We start from the raw sequence: 20,701 nt of genomic DNA, 5'->3' as shown, positions 1-20,701 counted from the left end.
GCGTCGAACGTGCGCCAAAGCGGTGCGCGTCCAGTGAGTGCCGGCTTTTACCGGTTGCGTGGCCCCAGTCTGGCGCACAAATCCCTGTAAAGTGCCATGCATGCTTATCAGTTGTTTTTACCCGTGACCGCGCCGCGACTGGCTTTGCTTGCGGCGGCTTTTTTGGCGCTGGCCGCCTGCAACCCGACCTTCAACTGGCGAGAAGTCCGGCCGGACAACACCGCCTTGAGCCTGCTGCTGCCCTGCAAGCCCGACAAGGCCGAAAAATCCGTACCGCTGGGCGGGCAGCCGGTGCCCCTGCGGATGCTGGGCTGTGATGCCGGCGATGCAACCTTTGCGGTGGCGGTGGCCGACATAGGCGACGCATCCAAAGCCGAGGCGGTGCTGGCCCAATGGCAGGCGCTGACGCTTGCCAACATGAAGGCCGGGCCCGTCGGCCTGGGCGCCGGCACCACGCAGGTTTCTTCTTTCCGGCCGGCGGGCATGGCCAGCGGCGCGCCGGCGCTGCTGGTGAAGTCCAGCGGAAAGCGCGCCGACGGCAGGGCCGTGACCGGGCAGGCGGCTTATTTCTCGCGCGGTTCACAGCTATTCCAGGTGGTGCTGTATGCCGATGTGATGAGTGCCGAGGTGGCCGAGACTTTTTTCTCCAGCCTCAAGTTTGAGCCGGCGTCATGACGACGGCGCAAGCCGACAGCGCCGGCTACCTTCCCCCCAAAACCGCCGTCATTGTTTTCCTGGCGTTTGCAGCGGCTTACTTCTGTTCAGCCCTGGTGCGGGCCATCACGGCCACGCTGTCGCCGGTGTTGACGCAGGAGTTTTCGCTGCAGGCACGCGACCTGGGTCTGCTGGCGGGCGGGTATTTTCTCGGCTTCGCGGCGATGCAGTTGCCGCTGGGCGCCTGGCTGGACCGGCATGGGCCTAAACGCGTGATCCTTTGGTTTCTGGGCCTGTCGGTGATCGGTAGCCTGGCGTTTTCGCTGGCGACCAGTTTCACCTGGCTGCTGGCGTCCCGCGTGGTGGTGGGCATGGGCGTCAGCGCCTGCCTCATGGCGCCGTTAACCGGCTACCGCCGCTGGCTGGAGCCTGCCGCGCTGCTGCGTGCCAACTCCTGGATGCTGATGACGGCCTCGCTTGGCATGTTGGCGTCCACCTTGCCGGTGCAGTGGCTGATGCCGCTGACCGGCTGGCGCGCGCTGTTCTGGATTTTGGCGGGCCTGATCGTTCTGTCGATGGTGTGTATCGCCTGGGTGGTGCCGCCCTGGAATGTGGTGGTTCCGGCGCCGGCCGAAGGCGTTCGACCCCCTGGCCGCTACGCCGACGTGCTGCGCAACCGCTATTTCCAGAAGATGACGCCGCTGGCCTTCTTCAACTACGGCGGGCTGGTGGCTGTGCAGACCTTGTGGGCCGGGCCCTGGATGCTGCGGGTGGCGGGCTACACGCCGCTGGAGTCAGCCACCGGCCTGTTCTATATCAACGCCACCATGCTGGTGACCTTCTGGACCTGGGGCATGGTCAACCCCTGGCTGGTGCGGCACGGCTGGCATGCCACGCGCCTGGTGGCCTGGGGCGTGCCGCTGAGCATTGCGGTGCTGGCGGTCAATATCTTTGCAGGCGCGGCGACAGGCTGGCTCGGCTGGGCCCTGTTTTGCATGAGCTGCAGCGCCATGAGCCTGGCGCAGCCGGCGGTCGGCATGGCGTTTCATGCCTCGCTGGCGGGGCGCGCGCTGTCGGCCTACAACCTGGTGATTTTCTCGGGGGTGTTTGTGGTGCAGTGGGGCATTGGGCTGCTGATCGATGCCTTCCAGGCCGCGGGGCTGGCCGAAGTGGCGAGCTTTCAGGCGGCCTTCGGGGTGTTTTTGTGTTGTTGTATAGCCTCATACGCCTATTTCCTCAGCGTGAACGCTGATAATTCCCCGCAATGAACGGCATTCTCATCATCGCCCACGCGCCCCTTGCCTCCGCCCTGCGGCAATGCGTGCTGCATGTTTTCCCGGACAACCCGGCCGGTGTGGTGGCGCTGGACGTGCAGCCCAACATGCCGCCGGAAGAGACCCTGGCGCAGGCGCGCACCGTGTTTCGCCAGCTTGGCACCTCGCACGCACTGGTGCTGGCCGACGTGTTTGGCGCCACACCCTGCAACGTGGCGCAAAAGCTGGTGGACGGCGTGCGCTCCAAGCTGATCACCGGCGTCAACCTGCCGATGTTGCTGCGCACCGTGTCTTACCGGCACGAGCCGCTGGATGCGCTGGTGGCGCGCGCGGTGTTGGGTGGAACTCAGGGTGTGATGCAAGTCGCGATCACCGCACCGCAGAATCAAGCTCGCAGAAATCATGATAAAGAACAGTACGACCATCAGCAATAAATTGGGCCTGCACGCCCGCGCTTCGGCCAAACTCACCAAACTCGCGGGCAGTTTCGCCTGCGAGGTCTGGATGGGCAAGGGCGAGCGCCGCGTCAACGCCAAAAGCATCATGGGCGTCATGATGCTGGCCGCCGGCCTGGGTAGCAGCGTCGAGATCGAAACCGACGGGGCAGACGAGCAGAAGGCGATGGACGCGATTCTTGCCCTCATTCACGACAAGTTCGGCGAAGGGGAGTAATGGCCCCCACGCTTGTCGCTTCGCGTACTGCGCTGCCCCCCGAGGGGGCCGCCCCGCCTGCGGCCCGGCAAAGCCGGTTCCGCGGCTCGGACTGGTCTTGGACGGCTCGCTTCGCATCGCGGCAACTGCTGAAGGGGCTTGCGTGACATTCTCTGTTCACGGGTTAGCCGTCTCGCGAGGGATTGCGATAGGCCGTGCCGTGCTGGTGGCGTCGAGCCGGGCCGATGTCGCGCACTACTTCATCGACGCGGCCAGGACGGCTGAAGAAATCCAGCGCCTGCGGGTGGCGCGCGATGCGGTTTCCGAAGAAATCACGCGGGTGCAGCGCGACCTGCCCAAGGACGCGCCGCATGAGTTGTCGGCGCTGCTGGACGTGCATTTGATGCTGCTGCAGGACGAGCAACTCATCAGCGGCGTCAAGCACTGGATCAACGACCGGCTCTACAACGCCGAGTGGGCGCTGACCACGCAGTATGAAATCATCGCGCGGCAGTTCGACGACATGGAAGACGAGTACCTGCGCGAGCGCAAGGCGGATCTGGAGCAGGTGGTCGAGCGTATTCTGGGTTACATGAAAGGCGTGGCGTCGCCGGTGCTGCCAGCCGCGCCAGCCGCCGCCAGCCGCCAGCCGCGCGCTCAGGACCTGCTGCTCGACGACACCATGGATGTGCCGCTGGTGCTGGTGGCGCACGACATCTCCCCGGCCGACATGCTGCAGTTCAAGCAAAGCCTGTTTGTCGGTTTTGCCACCGACGTGGGCGGCAAGACATCTCACACCGCGATCGTGGCGCGCAGCCTGGACATTCCGGCGGTGGTCGGCGCGCGCAGCGCCAGCCAGTTGATCGAGCAGGACGACTGGGTCATCATCGACGGCGATGCCGGCGTGCTGATTGTTGACCCTTCGCCCATCATCCTGGCCGAGTACGGTTTCAAGCAGCGCCAGGGCGAGCTGGAGCGCCAGCGCCTGAACCGGCTGATCCACACCGCAGCGCTGACGCTGGACGGACACAAGGTTGAACTGCTGGCCAACATCGAAATGCCCGAAGACACGGTGGGCGCCGTCAAGGTTGGCGCGGCCGGCGTCGGCCTGTTTCGCAGCGAGTTTTTGTTCATGGGCCGTACCGGCAGATTGCCCGACGAGCAGGAGCAGTACCTGGCCTACCGCAAGGCGGTTGAAGGCATGAACGGCCTGCCGGTGACGATACGCACGGTGGACATCGGCTCCGACAAGCCGCTCGACAGGCTGGTCGGCAAGACGCAGGACGGGCAGTTGAACCCGGCGCTTGGCCTGCGGGCGATCCGCTGGAGTTTGGCCGACCCGCCGATGTTTCTGACGCAGTTGCGCGCCATCCTGCGCGCCGCCGCGCATGGCCCCGTCAATCTGCTGGTGCCCATGTTGGCCCACGGCAGCGAGATCCGCCAGACCCTGTCGCTGCTTGACTTTGCGCGGGCCACCCTCGACAACAAGGGCATCGCCTATGGGCCGGTGCAACTGGGTGCGATGATCGAAATTCCGGCGGCTGCGTTGACGCTCAAGCTGTTTCTCAAGTACTTCGATTTTTTGTCAATAGGCACCAATGACCTGATCCAGTACACGCTGGCGATCGACCGCGCCGACGAAGCGGTGGCCCACCTGTACGACCCCTGCCACCCGGCGGTGCTGCGCTTGATCGCCGACACGATTGCCGAATGCAACGCGCAAGGCAAGGGCGTCAGCGTCTGCGGTGAGATGGCCGGCGACGTCACCATGACGCGGCTGCTGCTGGGCCTGGGCCTGCGCAGCTTCTCCATGCACCCCTCGCAAATTCTGGCGGTCAAACAGCAGGTGCTGCGTGCCGATGCCGGCAAACTCACACCGTGGGCCGCGCAGGTGTTGGCCAGTGAAGAGCCGGCGGCACTGCTGTAACTCTCCTGCTGCCAGCGAATAGCAGCAGGTGGGTGTGCAGTGCTGTAATCATCTTGGGTGATTAGTAAAATTGGCTTGTGGCCCATATGTAGTTTGCGTGAACAGCTATTGAATTCATAGCGGATTGCCGTCAACCATGTCCCCGCACATGTGTCTCCTATGTCTCCGGTCCATACACGTCGCCAAAAGAAAAGTAAGCAAAAGAGAAGGGACCCGATGGTCCGGGTCCCCTGCGCTGCGCTGCGCTTCGGGGCAATCTGCGGTGCTCGGTAAAAGCGGGGTCTCGCTCGAACTCGCCTTCGGCTCAGACAATCGCGAGCCCTGATCCGCTTTTGCCTGCGCTCCTCGGCGCATACAGAAGGGTGGGGAAGATCGAACACCGGGGACAAAATCCGGAGTGCAGGAAGCGCACAGCGCTTCCTGCACGGGACTCCCAACGAACGGTCATGTTTGCACGCGAGCGCAGCGCACGCGGCCAAATGAGGCTCCCTTCTCTCGCCCAGCGGGGCGAGGGAAGGGCGGGGGGTTGGGAGTGGGGAGTTAGGACCTGCCGAAGCAGTCCGGCCGGGGATGCAGCGTGACGACTAAGGACGGGCGAAACTATTTCCCACGTGTCCCCAGCACCGCCGCCCCAATAATCATCACGGCGGCGAGCGCAATGCTCCAGCTCAGCGCCCGCCCGCTGACCAGCATCAGCAGGGCGGTGGAGCACAGTGGGGTGAGGTAGCTCAGGATGCCGATCTGCCGCGCATCGCCGAGTTTGAGCGCCTTGTCCCAGAGAAAAAACGCCGCGCCCAGCGGGCCCAGGCCCATCACTGCGAGCAGCACCCCGTCCCGGCTGGACAGGACCGTCGCCGGCTCCAGCAGCCAGTGGCACCCCAGCGACAACAGACCCGAGACCAGGCCGAACAGGCCGATGGCTGCGGTCGGAAAAGGCGCCACACGTTGCGTCAGCAGCGAATAACTGGCCCAGATGAAGGCAGAGGCGAGCGCCGGCAGGTAGCCCCAGGACCAGCCCGTGCCCGCGTCCGCGGCATCGCGCGCGCCCAGAATGGCGATCGCCGCACCGGCAAAACCCAGCAGGGCCGCAGCGACATGCACGCCGCGCAGTTGCATGCCTTTAAGGAACAGCGGTGCCAGCACCACCATGAACAGCGGCCACAGGTAGTTGACCAGGTTGGCCTCGACCGCCGGCGCGTGGCGCAGCGCGATGAACAGGAGGAAGTGAAAGCCGAACAGGCCGTAGACGCCTAGCATCAGCGTCGAGGCGGGAATCGCCCATTGCCTGCGGTCCTTCAGCACGAAGGGCAAGCCCAGCAGGCTGCCGACCAGCAGCGCGATGCCGGTCAGCAGGAAGGGCGGGACGTGTTTGAGCGCGACACCGAGCGACGCCAGGGTGGCCCACAAAGCGATGGCGCCGAGGGCGTAGAGGTTGGCGGACATGGCGGCAAGCATAAACGCCGGCGTGGCGCCGGATGCCGGTCGCTGTTGGGGCTCAGGGCGCGCTCAGCGCCGCGGCGTCGGCCTTGTCCGCTACCCCCGCGGCGTGGGCTTGCTGGTCGGCGTGGTAACTGCTGCGCACCATGGCGCCGACCGCTGCGTGGGTGAAGCCCATCTTGTAGGCCTCTAACTCGAACATCTTGAAAGTGTCGGGGTGCACATAACGTCGCACCGGCAGGTGGCTGGTCGACGGCGAGAGGTATTGGCCGATGGTCAGCATGTCGATGTTGTGCGCGCGCATGTCGCGCATGACCTGCAAGATTTCTTCATCGGTCTCGCCCAGGCCAACCATGATGCCGCTTTTGGTCGGCACGCCGGGGTGCAGGGCCTTGAATTTTTTCAGCAGGTTCAGACTGAACTGGTAGTCGGAACCGGGACGTGCTTCCTTGTAGAGGCGCGCCGTGGTTTCCAGGTTGTGGTTCATCACATCGGGGGGCGCGGCTTTCAGAATCTCCAGCGCGCGGTCGTCGCGGCCGCGGAAATCAGGCACCAGGATTTCAATCGTGGTGGCGGGCGAGAGTTCGCGGATTTTGCGGATGCATTCGACAAAATGACCGCTGCCGCCGTCGCGCAGGTCGTCGCGATCCACGCTGGTGATGACCACGTATTTGAGCTTGAGTGCGGCAATGGTTTTGGCCAGGTTCAAGGGCTCGTCCACATCCAGCGGGTCGGGCCGGCCGTGGCCGACGTCGCAAAACGGACAACGGCGGGTGCACTTGTCGCCCATGATCATGAAGGTCGCCGTGCCTTTGCCGAAACATTCGCCGATGTTTGGGCAGCTTGCCTCTTCACACACGGTATTGAGTTTGTTCTCGCGCAGGATCTGCTTGATCTCGTAAAAGCGGGTCGTGGGGCTGCCGGCCTTGACACGGATCCACTCGGGTTTTTTCAGCACCTCGCCTTGCACCACCTTGACCGGGATGCGCGACAGCTTGGCCGCCGCTTTTTGTTTGGCCAGCGGGTTGTAGTCCTGCTGGCTCTGGATGTCGCGAACAACAGGATTGACAGCGTCTTGGGTGCTCATGGGTGTTTGCCTTGGGAGGAGTGGCTTCAGGGCGCCAGAGAGTTCACGAGCTTTTGGCTCAGGATTTCTGCCGCCTCCTGCCAGCTTGCCGATACCCCGATTGTAGAAAGGTCTGTGGTTTGCAGCCCGACATAGCCGCAGGGGTTGATATGGGAAAAGGGTTCGAGGTCCATCGCCACGTTGAGCGCCACGCCGTGGTAGCTGTACTGGCGGCTGACCTTGATGCCGAGTGCGGCGATTTTGCCGAGACCCCGGAATGGGTCCACCGGGTCGCGCGGACCCGTCAGTGCGGCGTGCGAACCGGGCTCGTCCAGGCGCACATAAATACCGGGCGACCCTGCCACGCGGTGACCGGTCACGCCGAAATGCGCCAACGTGCGGATTACGGCCTCTTCAATCCGGTAGACATATTCCTTGACGTAATAACCGGCACGTTTGAGGTCGATCAGCGGGTAAGCCACCACTTGGCCGGGGCCATGGTAGGTGACCTGGCCACCCCGATCGGTGGCCACCAACGGTATGTCGCCTAGCGCCAGCACATGCTCACTTTTGCCCGCCAGGCCCTGGGTGTAAACCGGAAAATGCTCACAAATCCATAGCTGATCAGGGCCATCCGACATGGGTTGGAGACCGATTTGGCTTGAAGTTCGGGGGTCACGACCGCGTGAGGCTGTGAAGGCTTGCATCGCCTGCCAAGTGGGCAAGTAATTAACCTGCCCGAGTTGCCGGACCTCCACATCAGCCTGCATGGGTGGCGCTTCAGTGCTTAGAGCACCACTTTAACCATGGGATGCGTGCTCAGCGTGCGATAAAGCTCGTCAAGCTGCTCGCGGCTGGTGGCGGTGATGGTGACGGTGACGCCCAGGTACTTGCCGCCCTTGCTTTCGCGCAGCTCAATGGTGCTCGCGTCAAACGCCGGGTCAAACTGTTGCGCGATCATGCTGATCGCGTGCACCAGGCCATCGACCTTCACGCCCATGACCTTGATCGGAAACTGCGAGGGGTACTCGATCAGCGACTCCTGGCGCGGAATCTCGGGCGGTGGGGTCGGCAGGCTCACGTGGTGGGCTCCTGTTTGGCACGCTGGTAGGCCGCATGCAACTTTGCATAGACCGGACCGGGCTTGCCGCTGCCGACGGCTTGGCCGTCCAGCGTGGTGATGGCCAGCACTTCCTTGGTTGCTGAGGACAGCAGCAACTCGTCGGCGGCAAAGACTTCCTCGCGCGTGATCCGCCGCAGCTCAAAACCGATGCCGGCGTTGCGGCAGATGTCTTCAATCAGGCCGTAACGGATGCCTTCGAGCACCAGGTTGTCCTTGGGCGGGCCGAGCACCTTGCCGCCGCGCACGGCCCAGACGTTGCAGGCAGCCGCTTCGCTGAGAAAACCATCGCGAAACATCACGGTTTCCACGGCATCAGCATCGGCGCTGATCTGCCGCGCGAACACGGCGCCCAGCAGGCTAGTGGTCTTGATGTGGGCCTTGCTCCAGCGGAAATCGTCGGCGCTGACGCAGGCTACGCCCTGCGCGCGCTGCCCGGCTGTGGGCGGCTTCATGGTGCTGGTCATGACGAATACGGTGGGCGTGATGTCCGGCGGCATCACATGGTCGCGCAGCGCCACGCCGCGCGTGATCTGGATGTAGATCAGCTGGTCGATTTTTTCGTGGGACGTGTGTTGTGACAGCGCGTAGCCGTCCACCAGTTGCGTGACGATCTCGCGCCATCTGTCGTGGGACAGTGGGTTGGCGATGCGCAGCTCGGCCAGGCTGCGGTCGAGACGTGCCATGTGCTGGGCAAAGCGGAAAGGTTTGCCACCATACACCGGTACCACTTCATACACACCGTCGCCGAAGATGAAGCCGCGGTCCATCACGCTGATTTTGGCGTCCTTGAGCGCGGTGATTTCACCGTTGAGGTAGCAGGGCGTGTCGGGCAGTTGTGCGCTGGAGGTTGGGTTCAAAGTACTCATCATCATGGAAGTCGAAGGAATAAACGCTATTGTCGTGCAGGCCTATTTTCCGCGACGCCGGCTGCGTCGCTTGGACCACACGCGCCAGCGCCAGATCAGTTTGACGAGAATGTAACCACTTACTGAGCCGACGACCGAAAAAATGGCCATGCCAAGTACGGCGCGCCAACCAAACTGTTCCAGCCACGCAAGTGGATCGAATCCGCTGCCGATCGCAACTTCTTGGAGCGCGGCGCTGCCGTCGGCCGCTTCGTGCGGCGCCACACCCAGAATCAGGCTGCCCAGTTTATAAGCCAGCCAGAGCCAGAAGCCAATGGTGAACGGGTTGGTGACCAGGGTCATGCCTGCGGCCACCGGAATGTTGCCGCGCCACCAGATGCAATGGGTTGCTGCCACGAGGATTTGTGCGACCGGCAGCGCAAACGCCCAGAACAGGCCAATAGCAACTCCTCGGGCTACCGCTTCATGTTGCAAATGCCAGAGGCCGGGCTCCTGCAGGCGATGCGCGACCGGCTTGAGCCAGGGATGAGCCGCCAGTGTTTGAGGGCTGACGCCTTGCGTGAAGCGGTCGGCCCAGCTTGCTTTGGGGCGCTTTTGCTCGGGACGGTCGGAATGCTGCTTGCGCGCGCTCATGGTGTTGCCACCTGAGCTGGCAGGCGACGGAGTGTATCAATTTTCATCATGAGAAAAATCATGGTTCCTTGGGTTTTTGCGTCGGGCATGCTGCAAAAAGACAACCTGGAATTAACGAATTAGCCGGACTGCGGCAATGGCCAGCCAGCCCAGTACAAAGTTAATCACCGTCATCAGATGGATTTGTTCTGCTGCCTTGGCGGCCAGCGACCACTCGGCGGCGGCCACCGCCCGCTTGAATTTCCGAAATCCGGCGAAGTAGATGTGGCCAAAGATCAAAATCATCACGATGCCGATACCCAGCATCAGGTTCCAGCCCAGCGGCACGCCGCCCGCGCCAGTGGCTGCTTTAACAGCCCTGAAGGCGGTGGTATAGAGGTTGGTGCCCGTCGTGAACAGCGCCACAATGGAAATCAATACCAGCAGAAAAAAACGTTGCCAGACTTGGCCCATCAGCCGTGCCCGGGGCTGCGCCTCCAGCATGGCGAATGCAGCCGGCCGAAGCGCAATAAGCATGAATGTCATGCCACCGATCCAGACAATGGCCGCGACAAGGTGAATGAGTTTGACTGCGTCGTACATGGCTTGTCCCAGATGGTTGGAATAAAGTCCTGATTGTGGCTCGCTATCCATGGCCTTAACGAATGCGACCAATCTACCCGGGCCGCGCCGGACTTTCAGTGTCTGTTCGACAGCGTCGGGTTTCTACGTATAATCAGAGGCTTTGCAAAGTACCGCCTTGTAATCTGCTCGTAATTTGGGATGATCAAAATGCTGGGTTCGACGGTTCATTCCGCATTGAAGATGCCAGCTGGGGCGGCGCAGGCTGCCGATGAAGATTTCAAGCCGCTGACGCGCGAAGAGGCGAAAAAGCTGCGCGAGCTTAGTCCATCCTTATCGCCTTGGTGGATCGTCGGGGGGCAGTTTGGGGTTGGTGTGGCGGTGGCGTTAATCGCGTGGGCTTTGACAGGACGAAGCATCGCGGCCTGGTCGGCGTTTTATGGCGCGCTGGCAGTGGCGATACCCGGCGCCTTGTTTGCGCGTGGTTTGATGAGCCAGTTCTCGTCAATCAATGCAATGACTGCTGGATTTGGTTTTTTTGTGTGGGAGGCAATAAAGATTGCCTCCAGTGTCGGGATGCTGTTTGCGGCCCCGCGCTTGGTCCCTGATCTGGACTGGTTGGCAATGCTGATTGGCCTGATCGTGACCTTGAAGGTTTATTGGGTGGCGCTGTTAATGCGCCCTGAACGAAAAATAGCTTAAAGAGTCAACAATGTCCGCAGAAGCAAACGCTCCGACAGCCAGTGAATATATTGTTCACCACCTGACGCACTGGCAAAACAAGCCGCAGACGGAAATCGTTGATTTCTCCGTCTTCAACATTGATTCCCTGTTTTTCTCCATCCTGCTGGGCGTGGTCGGTTGCTTCTTTTTGTGGAAGGCGGCACGCGGCGTGACGTCTGGTGTACCTGGGCGCTTTCAGGCGGCTGTCGAAATTCTGCTTGAAATGGTGGACGGCCAGGCCAAGGCGATTGTGCACAACGCCAACAGCCGCAAGCTCGTGACGCCACTGGCGCTGGTGGTGTTTGTCTGGATTTTCCTGATGAACGCGATGGACCTGCTTCCGCTGGATCTGCTGCCTGAATTGTGGGCCCTGGCCTATGGTGCTGCGGGCTACGACCCGAGCCACGCTTATCTGCGTGTTGTGCCTACTGCCGACCTGTCTGTGACCATGGGCCTGTCGGTTTCGGTCTTGTTTATCTGCATTTTCTACAACATCAAGATCAAGGGCATGGGCGGCTGGGCGCATGAGTTGGTGTCCGCGCCTTTCGGTACCAGCAAGAACCCGGTCTTCGCAGTCATTCTGGGCATCATCAACATCGCCGAGCAATTGATCTCTTTTGTTGCCAAAACGGTATCGCACGGCATGCGGCTGTTTGGCAACATGTATGCGGGTGAGCTGGTGTTCATGCTGATTGCCCTGCTGGGTGGTGCGTGGGCCTTTTCGACCGATCCTTCAACAAGTTTGATGTTGATGCTGCTGCATGTGGTGGCTGGTTGGGCCTGGGCGGTGTTCCACATCATCATCATTTTGCTGCAGGCTTTTGTGTTCATGATGTTGACGCTGGTCTACATCGGGCAAGCGCACGACGCGCATTGATTTTCGTTTTCGTTTTGGTGTTTTTTCGTTAATTTAGGAGTGAATCATGGAAGTTATTAGTTTTGCTGCTCTGGCTGCTGGTTTGATCATCGGTCTGGGCGCTCTCGGTGCTTGTATCGGTATCGGCATCATGGGCAGCAAGTACCTTGAAGCAGCTGCACGTCAGCCAGAACTGATGGGCGAACTGCAAACCAAAATGTTCGTGCTGGCTGGTCTGATCGACGCCGCGTTCATTATCGGTACCGGTATTGCCCTGTGGTTCGCAACTGCCAACCCGTTCCTGGCTCAAATCGCACGCCTGGTCAAGTAAGTCCTGCCTGCAACACCTCGTTGAGGGAGATTTACTGTGAACATTAATGGAACACTGGTGGCGCAAGCCATCGTCTTTGCATTGCTGGTGCTGTTCACGATGAAATTCGTGTGGCCGCCGATCGCGAAAGCGCTGGACGAGCGGGCCCAAAAGATTGCTGAAGGCCTCGCTTCTGCCGAAAAGGCCAAGTCCGAACTCTCCGTTGCCAACAAGCGCGTGGAAGAAGAGCTGGCCAAGTCGCGCAACGAGTCTGCAGTTCGCTTGGCAGATGCAGAGCGTCGCGGCCAAGTCATGATCGAAGAGGCCAAAGCCAAGGCTGCGGAAGAGGGCAAGAAAATCATTGCCGCTGCCCAAGTCGAAGCCGAGCAGCAATCCGTCAAGGCCAGGGAAACGCTGCGCGAGCAGGTCGCTGCGCTGGCGGTTAAGGGTGCCGAGCAGATTCTGCGCAAGGAAGTCAATGCCGGTGTGCATGCTGACTTGCTGGGTCGCCTGAAGACAGAGCTGTAAGAGGGGGTCAACATGGCAGAACTAGCCACCATCGCCCGCCCTTACGCTGAAGCGCTGTTTAAGGCATCCGGGTCTGACCTGGGCGCCGCAGCCACCTGGCTGGATGAACTGGCCGTCATCGCAGCCAATGCGCAGCTGCAGCAGTTTGCTGGCAACCCCAGAGTCACTGCGGAACAGACGTTTGACGTGGTTTCCGGCGTGGTCAAGGCCAAGCTGCCAGAGGCTGCAAAAAACTTTCTGCGCGCGGTGATAGATAACGGGCGTCTCGGCGTCCTGCCCGAAATTGCCAGTCAGTTCCGGGTTTTGAAAAATGCGCAAAGCGGATCGTCGGATGCCATCGTGTACAGCGCGTTTGCGCTGGAGGGGGCCGCGCTGACCGATCTGGCGGCAACGCTGGAAAAGCGTTTTGGCCGCAAGCTCAACCTCAAGGTGGAGCTGGAACCCGAACTGATAGGCGGCGTACGTGTCGTGGTGGGTGACGAGGTGCTGGATACCTCGGTCAAAGCCCGTTTAGAGCAAATGAAAGTGGCGCTGATTTCTTGATGTTGTGCGCAAGCGCAGTGTCCCGGAATTAGCCAACAACATAGAAAGAAGGAAAGAGTCATGCAACTCAATCCCGCAGAAATTTCTGAACTGATCAAGAGCCGTATTGAGGGCTTGAGCGCCAGCAGCGATGTCCGTAACCAGGGCACGGTTGTCTCCGTGTCCGACGGCATCGTGCGTATCCACGGCCTGTCCGATGTGATGCAGGGCGAGATGCTCGAATTCCCGCCCACTGCTGACGGCACACCCACCTACGGCCTGGCCCTGAATCTGGAGCGCGACTCGGTCGGCTCTGTGATTCTGGGTGAGTACGAGCACATCGCCGAGGGCGACACCGTCAAGTGCACGGGTCGCATTCTGGAAGTGCCGGTTGGTCCCGAGCTGCTGGGCCGTGTGGTCAATGCGCTGGGTCAGCCGATTGACGGCAAAGGCCCGGTCAATGCCAAGATGACCGACGTGATTGAGAAGGTGGCACCTGGTGTGATCGCCCGTAAATCGGTTGATCAACCTTTGCAAACCGGCCTGAAATCCATCGACTCCATGGTCCCGATTGGCCGTGGCCAGCGCGAGCTGATCATCGGTGACCGCCAGACCGGTAAAACGGCTGTTGCGATTGACGCCATCATCAACCAGAAGGGCACGGGCGTATTTTGCGTTTATGTTGCCATCGGCCAGAAGGCTTCGTCGATCAAAAACGTGGTGCGTTCGCTTGAGCAAGCCGGTGCGATGGACTACACCATCGTTGTCGCCGCATCGGCGTCCGAATCGGCTGCCATGCAGTATGTCAGCGCTTACTCTGGTTGCACCATGGGGGAGTATTTCCGCGACCGCGGTCAAGATGCCCTGATTGTGTATGACGATCTGTCCAAGCAAGCTGTGGCCTACCGTCAGGTTTCGCTGCTGCTGCGCCGTCCGCCAGGCCGTGAAGCTTATCCCGGCGACGTGTTTTATCTGCACAGCCGTCTGCTCGAGCGCGCGGCCCGCGTGAACGAAAAGTACGTTGAAGACTTCACCAAAGGCGAAGTCAAAGGCAAAACCGGTTCACTGACGGCGCTGCCGATTATTGAAACGCAAGCCGGTGACGTCTCGGCCTTCGTGCCAACCAACGTGATCTCGATCACCGACGGCCAGATTTTCCTGGAGACCAGCCTGTTCAATGCCGGTATCCGCCCCGCCATCAACGCCGGTATTTCGGTGTCGCGGGTCGGTGGTGCGGCCCAGACCAAACTGATCAAAAATCTGTCCGGTGGTATCCGTACCGACCTGGCCCAGTACCGTGAGCTGGCTGCCTTCGCGCAGTTTGCTTCCGACCTGGACGAAGCCACCCGCAAGCAGCTGGACCGCGGTGCCCGCGTAACCGAACTGCTCAAGCAGTCCCAGTACTCGCCGCTGTCCATCTCCAACATGGCCGCCACGCTGTTCGCCGTGAACAAGGGCTTCATGGACGACGTGGATGTCAAGAAGGTTCTGGCCTTTGAAGCCGGCCTGCACAGCTACCTCAAGGACAAACACGCAGCGCTGATGGCCAAGCTCGAATCTGCCAAGGCCATGGACAAGGACGCGGAAGCGGAAATGACCACTGCTGTGACTGCGTTCAAAAAGTCCTTTGCCTGATACATACCTGAAGACATCAAAGCCCAGCGCTTAGAAACCATTTAGGAAGCAATATGGCGGCAGGAAAAGAGATACGCGGCAAGATCAAGTCGGTGGAAAACACCCGCAAGATCACCAAAGCCATGGAAATGGTGGCGGCCTCCAAAATGCGCAAAGCGCAGGAACGGATGCGCGCTGCCCGACCTTACAGCGACAAGATTCGCAACATCACGGCCAACCTGGCTCAAGCCAACCCGGAATACACCCACGCCTTCATGCAGGCCAACGATGCCAAAGCTGGCGGCTTCATCGTGGTGACGACGGACAAGGGCCTGTGCGGTGGCTTGAACACCAATCTGCTGCGCGCTGTCACTGTCAAGCTCAAGGAGCTGCAGGCGGCAGGCCAGGGTGTGCAGGCGGTGGCCATCGGCAACAAGGGTCTGGGTTTTCTCAACCGGGTTGGCGCCAAGGTGATTTCGCATGCGACCCATTTGGGCGACAAGCCGCACCTGGACAAACTGATTGGACCGGTCAAGGTACTGCTCGATGCTTACAGCGAAGGCAGGATCAACGCGGTGTACCTGTGCTACACGCGGTTTATCAACACCATGCGGCAAGAGGCGGTGGTTGAGCAGTTGCTGCCCTTGACGGCTGATCGTTTGCAGGCCGACAAGGACCAGCACGGCTGGGATTACATCTACGAGCCGGATGCACAGACCGTGATTGACGATCTGCTGGTTCGTTATGTCGAGGCGCTGGTTTATCAGGCAGTAGCGGAGAACATGGCTTCCGAGCAGTCTGCGCGGATGGTCGCCATGAAGGCCGCCACCGACAACGCCGGCAGCGTGATTGGCGAACTCAAGCTGGTTTACAACAAAACGCGTCAGGCGGCGATTACGAAAGAACTTTCGGAAATCGTCGCAGGTGCCGCAGCGGTTTAAACCGCGATTCAAGATTTAAAGAACGGAAAAGGATCCAGTCATGGCTCAAGCTCAAGGCAAGATTGTTCAGTGTATCGGCGCGGTGGTTGACGTTGAATTCGCACGCGACCAGATGCCCAAGATTTACGACGCGCTCAAGATGGAAGGCTCCGCGCTGACCCTTGAAGTGCAGCAGCAGCTCGGCGACGGCATCGTGCGTACCATTGCGCTGGGCACCTCTGACGGCCTGCGACGCGGCAACATGGTCTACAACACTGGCGCCAACATCACGGTTCCTGTGGGCAAAGCCACACTGGGTCGCATCATGGACGTGTTGGGCGCGCCTATCGACGAGCGCGGGCCTGTTGACCAGACCCTGACCGCTCCGATTCACCGCAAAGCCCCGGCTTATGACGAACTCTCGCCTTCGCAAGAGCTGCTGGAAACCGGCATCAAGGTGATTGACCTGGTGTGCCCGTTCGCCAAGGGCGGCAAGGTGGGCTTGTTCGGCGGTGCCGGCGTCGGCAAGACCGTGAACATGATGGAGTTGATTAACAACATCGCCAAGGCTCACTCAGGTTTGTCCGTGTTTGCCGGTGTGGGTGAACGTACCCGCGAGGGAAATGACTTCTATCACGAGATGGCCGATTCCGGCGTCGTGAACCTCGAGAACCTCGGCGAGTCCAAAGTGGCCATGGTTTACGGCCAGATGAACGAGCCGCCAGGCAACCGTCTGCGCGTCGCGCTGACCGGCCTGACGATTGCCGAGTCCTTCCGTGACGAAGGCCGTGACGTGTTGTTCTTCGTGGACAACATCTACCGCTACACGCTGGCCGGTACCGAAGTGTCCGCGCTGCTGGGCCGTATGCCTTCCGCCGTGGGTTACCAGCCGACGCTGGCCGAGGAAATGGGCCGCCTGCAAGAGCGTATTACCTCCACCAAGGTGGGTTCCATCACGTCCATCCAGGCCGTTTACGTGCCTGCCGATGACTTGACCGATCCGTCGCCTGCCACCACTTTCGCCCACTTGGACTCCACTGTGGTGCTGTCGCGTGACATTGCTTCGCTGGGTATCTACCCGGCGGTCGATCCACTCGACTCGACCAGCCGCCAGTTGTCGCCAGCCGTGGTCGGTGAAGACCACTACAACACGGCTCGCGCCGTGCAGGGCACGCTCCAGCGCTACAAGGAACTGCGCGACATCATCGCGATTCTGGGCATGGACGAGTTGGCCCCTGAAGACAAGCTTGCCGTGGCCCGCGCCCGCAAGATCCAGCGTTTCCTGAGTCAGCCTTTCCACGTTGCCGAGGTGTTCACCGGTTCGCCCGGCAAGTACGTGAGCCTGGCTGAAACCATTCGTGGCTTCAAGATGATTGTGGCTGGCGAGTGTGACCACCTGCCAGAGCAGGCCTTCTACATGGTCGGCACCATCGACGAAGCTTTCGAGAAGGCCAAGAAGGTCTAAGTCATGGACACCCCACACACCATCCGTGTCGATGTGGTCAGTGCCGAGGAGTCCATCTTCTCCGGCGAAGCCAGGTTTGTGGCTTTGCCGGGCGAGGCGGGCGAACTGGGCATTTACCCACGCCACACACCGTTGATCACCCGCATCAAGCCGGGCGCGGTGCGTATTGAAAAGGCCGACGGCACGGAAGAGTTTGTTTTCGTCGCCGGCGGCCTGCTTGAAGTGCAACCGCATTGCGTGACTGTGCTCAGCGACACCGCCATCCGCGGCAAGGACCTGGACGAAGCCAAAGCTGGCGTGGCCAAAGCGGCAGCCGAAGAGGCCCTGAAGAATGCCAAGACCGATATCGACATTGCGATGGCGCAATCCGAACTGCTGGTGATGGCGGCGCAGATTGCCGCCCTGCGCAAGTTCCGCCAGAAAAAATAAAGGCCGCAGCACGCTGCTCCGACCAAGCCCCTGTCGCAAGCCAGGGGCTTTTTTCATACTGCGGCGCAGTGCTTGGCTGCGCACTTCCTGCCTGTCGGTTCCTGCTGACACGCTCAAAGCAGGCTGGCGCGGTGCAGGGCTAAAGCTGCCGCGCTAGGATGTGTTCATGAATCGCCGTTCCGGTCATACCGCCTTGGGCAGCCCGTGACCGGCAAGCCGCCCGTCCGGCCTGTCCCGGCAAAAGGCGCGAGCGCCGCCGGTATCAAAAAAACCTTGCTGGGCTGGTTTGCCGCGCGCGGCTGGAAGCCTTTTGCGTTTCAGCGCGAGGTTTGGGCTGCGGTGCAAAACGGCGAGTCCGGCCTGTTACATGCCACCACCGGCTCCGGCAAGACGTTTGCCGTCTGGCTCGCTGCCTTGCAGGCCTTTGCGCCACAGCGTGCGGAAAAAGCCTCTTCCGCTGCACCGCCGCTGACGGTTTTGTGGCTCACGCCCATGCGTGCACTCGCAGCTGACACCGTGCGTGCCCTGCAGGAGCCATTGCAGGCACTTGAAGCGGCATACCCCGGCGCCGCAGCCTGGACGGTGGGCGCCCGCACCGGCGATACCGCCAGCAGCGAACGCAGCGCCCAGGCGCGGCGCCTGCCCTCGGTGCTGGTCACCACGCCGGAAAGTCTGTCGGTATTGCTCTCGCGTGCGGATGCCAAAGAGGTGTTGTCCAGCGTGAAGATGGTGGTGGTGGATGAATGGCATGAGCTGCTGGGCAACAAGCGCGGCGTGCAGGTGCAGCTCGCGCTGGCCAGACTGAAGATGTGGGCCCCCACGCTCCCCACTGCGTGTGGTTCGCTGCACCTTGCAGGCCGCCGCTCGCCGGAGGCTTCGCTTCTGTCGCCTGTCCAAAGCTGCTCAAGCAGCTTTGGAGCCGCAAGCAACAGCCCCGAGGGGGCCGCTGCGCCTGCGGTCTGGCAAAGCCAGTCCCGCGGCCCCGGCTCGACTGGGAAACTGACTGCGCCGCGTGTGACACAAACTGGCCTCGTGATTTGGGGCATGTCAGCGACGCTCGGAAATCTGCAGGAGGCCATGCACACATTGCTCGGGCGGCACGGCGGTACGCTGGTCCAGGGTCGGGTGCCCAAGAAGCTGGTCATCGACTCACTGCTGCCTGCCACAACGGATCGGTTTCCCTGGGGCGGTCATCTCGGCCTGAGCATGTTGCCGCAGGTGATCGCCGAAATTGCGCGCAGCAGCACGACGCTGGTGTTCACCAACACGCGGTCCCAGTCGGAGATATGGTACCAGGCCCTGCTGCAAGCCAAACCCGAGTGGGCCGGACTGATTGCCCTGCACCACGGCTCGCTGGACCGCGGGGTACGCGAATGGGTCGAGCTGGGTTTGAAAAGCGGCAGCTTGCGGGCCGTGGTGTGTACCTCCAGCCTGGACCTCGGCGTCGATTTTTTGCCGGTGGAGCGCGTGTTGCAGATCGGCTCGCCCAAAGGTGTGGCGCGCTTGCTGCAGCGTGCAGGGCGCTCCGGCCACGCGCCGGGCCGGCCGTCGCGCATCACACTCGTGCCGACACACAGCATCGAGATGGTGGAGGGCTCCGCCGCCCGAGCTGCGATTGCGGCTGGGCATATCGAAGCGCGTGTCTCACCCGAGCAGCCGCTCGACGTGCTGGTGCAGCATCTGGTGACGGTTGCACTTGGTGGTGGATTTATCCCGGAAGCCCTGTACTGGGAGGTGCGCGGCACCGCGGCCTACGCCGAACTCTCCATCGAGACCTGGAACTGGTGTCTGGCCTTTGTGCGCCAGGGGGGTCCCTCGCTGGCGGCCTATCCGGACTATCAGCGCACGGTTCCGGATGAAGAAGGCATCTGGCGCGTGCCAGACACCCGCCTGGCCCGGCGCCACCGCATGAACATCGGCACCATCGTCAGTGATGCCAGCATGACGGTGCAATACCTCGGTGGCGCCCGGATCGGCAGCGTGGAAGAAAATTTTGCAGCACGCCTGAAGCCGGGGGACTGTTTCCTGTTCGGCGGCCGTCTGCTGGAGATGGTGCGCATCCGTGAGATGACGGCTTGGGTGCGCCGGGCCACCAGCAAGCGCCACGCCGTGCCGCGCTGGAACGGTGGGCGCATGCCGCTGTCCACCACCCTGGCCGATGCGGTGGTGCAGCAGCTGGCGATGGCCGACGAGGGCCGCTACGAGACACCGGAATTGAAGCGTGTGCGGCCGCTGCTGGAAATCCAGCAGCAGTGGTCGGCCTTGCCGACGCCGCAGACCCTGCTGGCCGAGGTACTCAAGACACGCGAGGGCTGGCACCTGTTTCTTTACCCGTTCGCCGGACGCCATGTGCACCTCGGCCTGGCCAGTCTGATCGCCTGGCGGGTCGCGCAACACGCACCGCGCACGTTTTCGATAGCGGTCAACGACTATGGTTTTGAGTTGCTGTGCGCGCAGGCGGTGGATTGGCCGACTCTGTTGCCACAGGTGTTGCAGGTGGGCCACGATGCCCAAGCGCAGGACGCGATGACGCATGGCGACGTGGAAGAGGGTCGGCGCGCAGCCTTGCTGCATGAGGTGCTGCAAAGTTTGAATGCCAGCGAACTGGCGCAACGCCGCTTTCGCGAAATCGCCCGCGTGTCCGGCCTGATTTTCCAGGGCTATCCGGGCGAAAATCGCAGCAACAAGCAGTTGCAGGCCTCATCGTCGCTGTTCTGGGAAGTTTTCCGGAAGTACGATCCGGCCAACAAACTGTTGCTGCAGGCCGAGCAGGAGTTGCTCGCGCAGGAACTGGATATCGGCCGCCTGCGTGCCAGCCTGGCGCGCATGAACACGCAGCGCCTGGTGCTCAAAGAGCTGCCTCGGCCAACACCGTTTGCCTTCCCGTTGATGGTCGAGCGTTTCCGCGAGCAGTTGTCCAACGAAAGTGTGGCGGACCGGATTGCCCGGATCGTGCAGCAACTGGAGAAAGCTGCGGGGCCGGCGCCAGGTGTGGCGAGTACCCCTTCGCAGGACGCGGCCCAGGTGCGCGAAACGCTGGTGTTCGGCCAGGAAGGTGCTGCAGGCGCTTCAAAATCTTCCACTGGCAAACGCCCATCGCGGCGCAAACCTTCGCGGCCGCTGCCCCCGTTGTGATGGACGC

22 protein-coding genes are annotated in these 20,701 nt (G+C 61.6%); 15 read left to right on the top strand and 7 right to left on the bottom strand.

The features are described from left to right. The first annotated feature begins 96 nt into the window (after positions 1-96). From IEX16_RS16970 to ptsP, 5 genes are all read left to right on the top strand, one after another. A complete protein-coding gene (locus IEX16_RS16970) occupies positions 97-675 on the top strand; it encodes a hypothetical protein (protein ID WP_188709670.1) in 579 nt (192 codons plus the stop codon). Then, positions 672-1,922 (top strand): MFS transporter, encoded by a 1,251-nt coding sequence (locus IEX16_RS16965; RefSeq protein ID WP_188709669.1) that lies wholly within the window; start codon positions 672-674, stop codon positions 1,920-1,922. The genes IEX16_RS16970 and IEX16_RS16965 overlap by 4 nt, the downstream gene beginning before the upstream one ends. After that, positions 1,919-2,362: a PTS sugar transporter subunit IIA gene (locus tag IEX16_RS16960; protein WP_188709668.1), complete on the top strand. Its 444-nt coding sequence runs from the start codon at positions 1,919-1,921 to the stop codon at positions 2,360-2,362. The genes IEX16_RS16965 and IEX16_RS16960 overlap by 4 nt, the downstream gene beginning before the upstream one ends. After that, a complete protein-coding gene (locus IEX16_RS16955) occupies positions 2,331-2,600 on the top strand; it encodes an HPr family phosphocarrier protein (RefSeq protein ID WP_188709667.1) in 270 nt (89 codons plus the stop codon). Before IEX16_RS16960 ends, IEX16_RS16955 begins: the two co-directional genes overlap by 32 nt. Before the next feature lie 142 nt (positions 2,601-2,742). After that, the gene (gene ptsP, locus IEX16_RS16950) at positions 2,743-4,506 is read left to right on the top strand and encodes a phosphoenolpyruvate--protein phosphotransferase (RefSeq protein ID WP_188709666.1); all 1,764 of its coding nucleotides are present in this window, start codon (positions 2,743-2,745) and stop codon (positions 4,504-4,506) included. A 600-nt stretch (positions 4,507-5,106) separates the two neighbouring features. Here the strand turns inward: ptsP and IEX16_RS16945 are convergent. The 7 genes from IEX16_RS16945 to IEX16_RS16915 form a co-directional block, all read right to left on the bottom strand. Further along, positions 5,107-5,949: a DMT family transporter gene (locus tag IEX16_RS16945; RefSeq protein WP_188709665.1), complete on the bottom strand. Its 843-nt coding sequence runs from the start codon at positions 5,947-5,949 to the stop codon at positions 5,107-5,109. A gap of 52 nt (positions 5,950-6,001) precedes the next feature. Further along, positions 6,002-7,030: a lipoyl synthase gene (lipA, locus tag IEX16_RS16940; RefSeq protein WP_188709664.1), complete on the bottom strand. Its 1,029-nt coding sequence runs from the start codon at positions 7,028-7,030 to the stop codon at positions 6,002-6,004. A 26-nt stretch (positions 7,031-7,056) separates the two neighbouring features. Continuing rightward, positions 7,057-7,779, bottom strand: coding sequence for a lipoyl(octanoyl) transferase LipB (lipB, locus tag IEX16_RS16935; RefSeq protein ID WP_188709663.1), 723 nt, complete (start codon positions 7,777-7,779; stop codon positions 7,057-7,059). A gap of 17 nt (positions 7,780-7,796) precedes the next feature. Next, on the bottom strand, positions 7,797-8,090 hold the full coding sequence (locus IEX16_RS16930; protein WP_188709662.1) for a YbeD family protein: 294 nt from the start codon (positions 8,088-8,090) through the stop codon (positions 7,797-7,799). Continuing rightward, a complete protein-coding gene (locus tag IEX16_RS16925; protein WP_373288372.1) occupies positions 8,087-9,001 on the bottom strand; it encodes a D-amino acid aminotransferase in 915 nt (304 codons plus the stop codon). Before IEX16_RS16925 ends, IEX16_RS16930 begins: the two co-directional genes overlap by 4 nt. Before the next feature lie 39 nt (positions 9,002-9,040). Continuing rightward, the gene (locus tag IEX16_RS16920) at positions 9,041-9,631 is read right to left on the bottom strand and encodes a DUF2062 domain-containing protein (protein WP_188709661.1); all 591 of its coding nucleotides are present in this window, start codon (positions 9,629-9,631) and stop codon (positions 9,041-9,043) included. A gap of 111 nt (positions 9,632-9,742) precedes the next feature. After that, positions 9,743-10,213: a hypothetical protein gene (locus IEX16_RS16915; RefSeq protein ID WP_188709660.1), complete on the bottom strand. Its 471-nt coding sequence runs from the start codon at positions 10,211-10,213 to the stop codon at positions 9,743-9,745. Between the two features lie 180 nt (positions 10,214-10,393). Here IEX16_RS16915 and IEX16_RS16910 point away from each other — a divergent pair, with 180 nt between their 5' ends. From IEX16_RS16910 to IEX16_RS16865, 10 genes are all read left to right on the top strand, one after another. Next, a complete protein-coding gene (locus IEX16_RS16910) occupies positions 10,394-10,894 on the top strand; it encodes an ATP synthase subunit I (protein ID WP_229676403.1) in 501 nt (166 codons plus the stop codon). A gap of 10 nt (positions 10,895-10,904) precedes the next feature. Next, entirely contained in the window at positions 10,905-11,792 is an 888-nt protein-coding gene (gene atpB / locus IEX16_RS16905; protein ID WP_188709659.1) for a F0F1 ATP synthase subunit A, read from the top strand. A 46-nt stretch (positions 11,793-11,838) separates the two neighbouring features. Continuing rightward, positions 11,839-12,102 (top strand): F0F1 ATP synthase subunit C, encoded by a 264-nt coding sequence (gene atpE, locus IEX16_RS16900; protein ID WP_114972255.1) that lies wholly within the window; start codon positions 11,839-11,841, stop codon positions 12,100-12,102. Positions 12,103-12,138: 36 nt separating this feature from the next. Next, on the top strand, positions 12,139-12,609 hold the full coding sequence (locus tag IEX16_RS16895; protein WP_188709658.1) for a F0F1 ATP synthase subunit B: 471 nt from the start codon (positions 12,139-12,141) through the stop codon (positions 12,607-12,609). A 12-nt stretch (positions 12,610-12,621) separates the two neighbouring features. Beyond that, complete coding sequence (locus IEX16_RS16890; RefSeq protein ID WP_188709657.1) at positions 12,622-13,152, top strand: F0F1 ATP synthase subunit delta; 531 nt, start codon at positions 12,622-12,624, stop codon at positions 13,150-13,152. Positions 13,153-13,212: 60 nt separating this feature from the next. Next, complete coding sequence (gene atpA, locus IEX16_RS16885) at positions 13,213-14,766, top strand: F0F1 ATP synthase subunit alpha (RefSeq protein WP_188709656.1); 1,554 nt, start codon at positions 13,213-13,215, stop codon at positions 14,764-14,766. A 53-nt stretch (positions 14,767-14,819) separates the two neighbouring features. Then, a complete protein-coding gene (gene atpG, locus IEX16_RS16880; RefSeq protein WP_188709655.1) occupies positions 14,820-15,686 on the top strand; it encodes a F0F1 ATP synthase subunit gamma in 867 nt (288 codons plus the stop codon). 40 nt (positions 15,687-15,726) lie between these two features. Next, positions 15,727-17,130 (top strand): F0F1 ATP synthase subunit beta, encoded by a 1,404-nt coding sequence (atpD, locus tag IEX16_RS16875; protein ID WP_188709654.1) that lies wholly within the window; start codon positions 15,727-15,729, stop codon positions 17,128-17,130. Positions 17,131-17,133: 3 nt separating this feature from the next. Continuing rightward, entirely contained in the window at positions 17,134-17,559 is a 426-nt protein-coding gene (locus IEX16_RS16870; protein WP_188709653.1) for a F0F1 ATP synthase subunit epsilon, read from the top strand. A 261-nt stretch (positions 17,560-17,820) separates the two neighbouring features. After that, on the top strand, positions 17,821-20,694 hold the full coding sequence (locus tag IEX16_RS16865) for a ligase-associated DNA damage response DEXH box helicase (protein ID WP_229676406.1): 2,874 nt from the start codon (positions 17,821-17,823) through the stop codon (positions 20,692-20,694). Positions 20,695-20,701: the final 7 nt, after the last annotated feature.

The sequence above is a fragment of the Polaromonas eurypsychrophila genome (genome assembly GCF_014641715.1).
GTDB classification, from domain to species: domain Bacteria; phylum Pseudomonadota; class Gammaproteobacteria; order Burkholderiales; family Burkholderiaceae_C; genus Polaromonas; species Polaromonas eurypsychrophila.
This window is presented reverse-complemented; position numbering and strand designations above follow the sequence as displayed.

Coding starts and splice junctions, on each gene's coding strand:
- IEX16_RS16970 (WP_188709670.1), top strand. CDS start 97: ATGCATGCTTATCAGTTGTTTTTACCCGTGACCGCGCCGCGACTGGCT.
- IEX16_RS16965 (WP_188709669.1), top strand. CDS start 672: ATGACGACGGCGCAAGCCGACAGCGCCGGCTACCTTCCCCCCAAAACC.
- IEX16_RS16960 (WP_188709668.1), top strand. CDS start 1,919: ATGAACGGCATTCTCATCATCGCCCACGCGCCCCTTGCCTCCGCCCTG.
- IEX16_RS16955 (WP_188709667.1), top strand. CDS start 2,331: ATGATAAAGAACAGTACGACCATCAGCAATAAATTGGGCCTGCACGCC.
- IEX16_RS16945 (WP_188709665.1), bottom strand. CDS start 5,949: ATGTCCGCCAACCTCTACGCCCTCGGCGCCATCGCTTTGTGGGCCACC.
- lipA (WP_188709664.1), bottom strand. CDS start 7,030: ATGAGCACCCAAGACGCTGTCAATCCTGTTGTTCGCGACATCCAGAGC.
- lipB (WP_188709663.1), bottom strand. CDS start 7,779: ATGCAGGCTGATGTGGAGGTCCGGCAACTCGGGCAGGTTAATTACTTG.
- IEX16_RS16925 (WP_373288372.1), bottom strand. CDS start 9,001: ATGATGAGTACTTTGAACCCAACCTCCAGCGCACAACTGCCCGACACG.
- IEX16_RS16920 (WP_188709661.1), bottom strand. CDS start 9,631: ATGAGCGCGCGCAAGCAGCATTCCGACCGTCCCGAGCAAAAGCGCCCC.
- IEX16_RS16915 (WP_188709660.1), bottom strand. CDS start 10,213: ATGTACGACGCAGTCAAACTCATTCACCTTGTCGCGGCCATTGTCTGG.
- IEX16_RS16910 (WP_229676403.1), top strand. CDS start 10,394: ATGATCAAAATGCTGGGTTCGACGGTTCATTCCGCATTGAAGATGCCA.
- atpB (WP_188709659.1), top strand. CDS start 10,905: ATGTCCGCAGAAGCAAACGCTCCGACAGCCAGTGAATATATTGTTCAC.
- atpE (WP_114972255.1), top strand. CDS start 11,839: ATGGAAGTTATTAGTTTTGCTGCTCTGGCTGCTGGTTTGATCATCGGT.
- IEX16_RS16890 (WP_188709657.1), top strand. CDS start 12,622: ATGGCAGAACTAGCCACCATCGCCCGCCCTTACGCTGAAGCGCTGTTT.
- atpA (WP_188709656.1), top strand. CDS start 13,213: ATGCAACTCAATCCCGCAGAAATTTCTGAACTGATCAAGAGCCGTATT.
- atpG (WP_188709655.1), top strand. CDS start 14,820: ATGGCGGCAGGAAAAGAGATACGCGGCAAGATCAAGTCGGTGGAAAAC.
- atpD (WP_188709654.1), top strand. CDS start 15,727: ATGGCTCAAGCTCAAGGCAAGATTGTTCAGTGTATCGGCGCGGTGGTT.
- IEX16_RS16870 (WP_188709653.1), top strand. CDS start 17,134: ATGGACACCCCACACACCATCCGTGTCGATGTGGTCAGTGCCGAGGAG.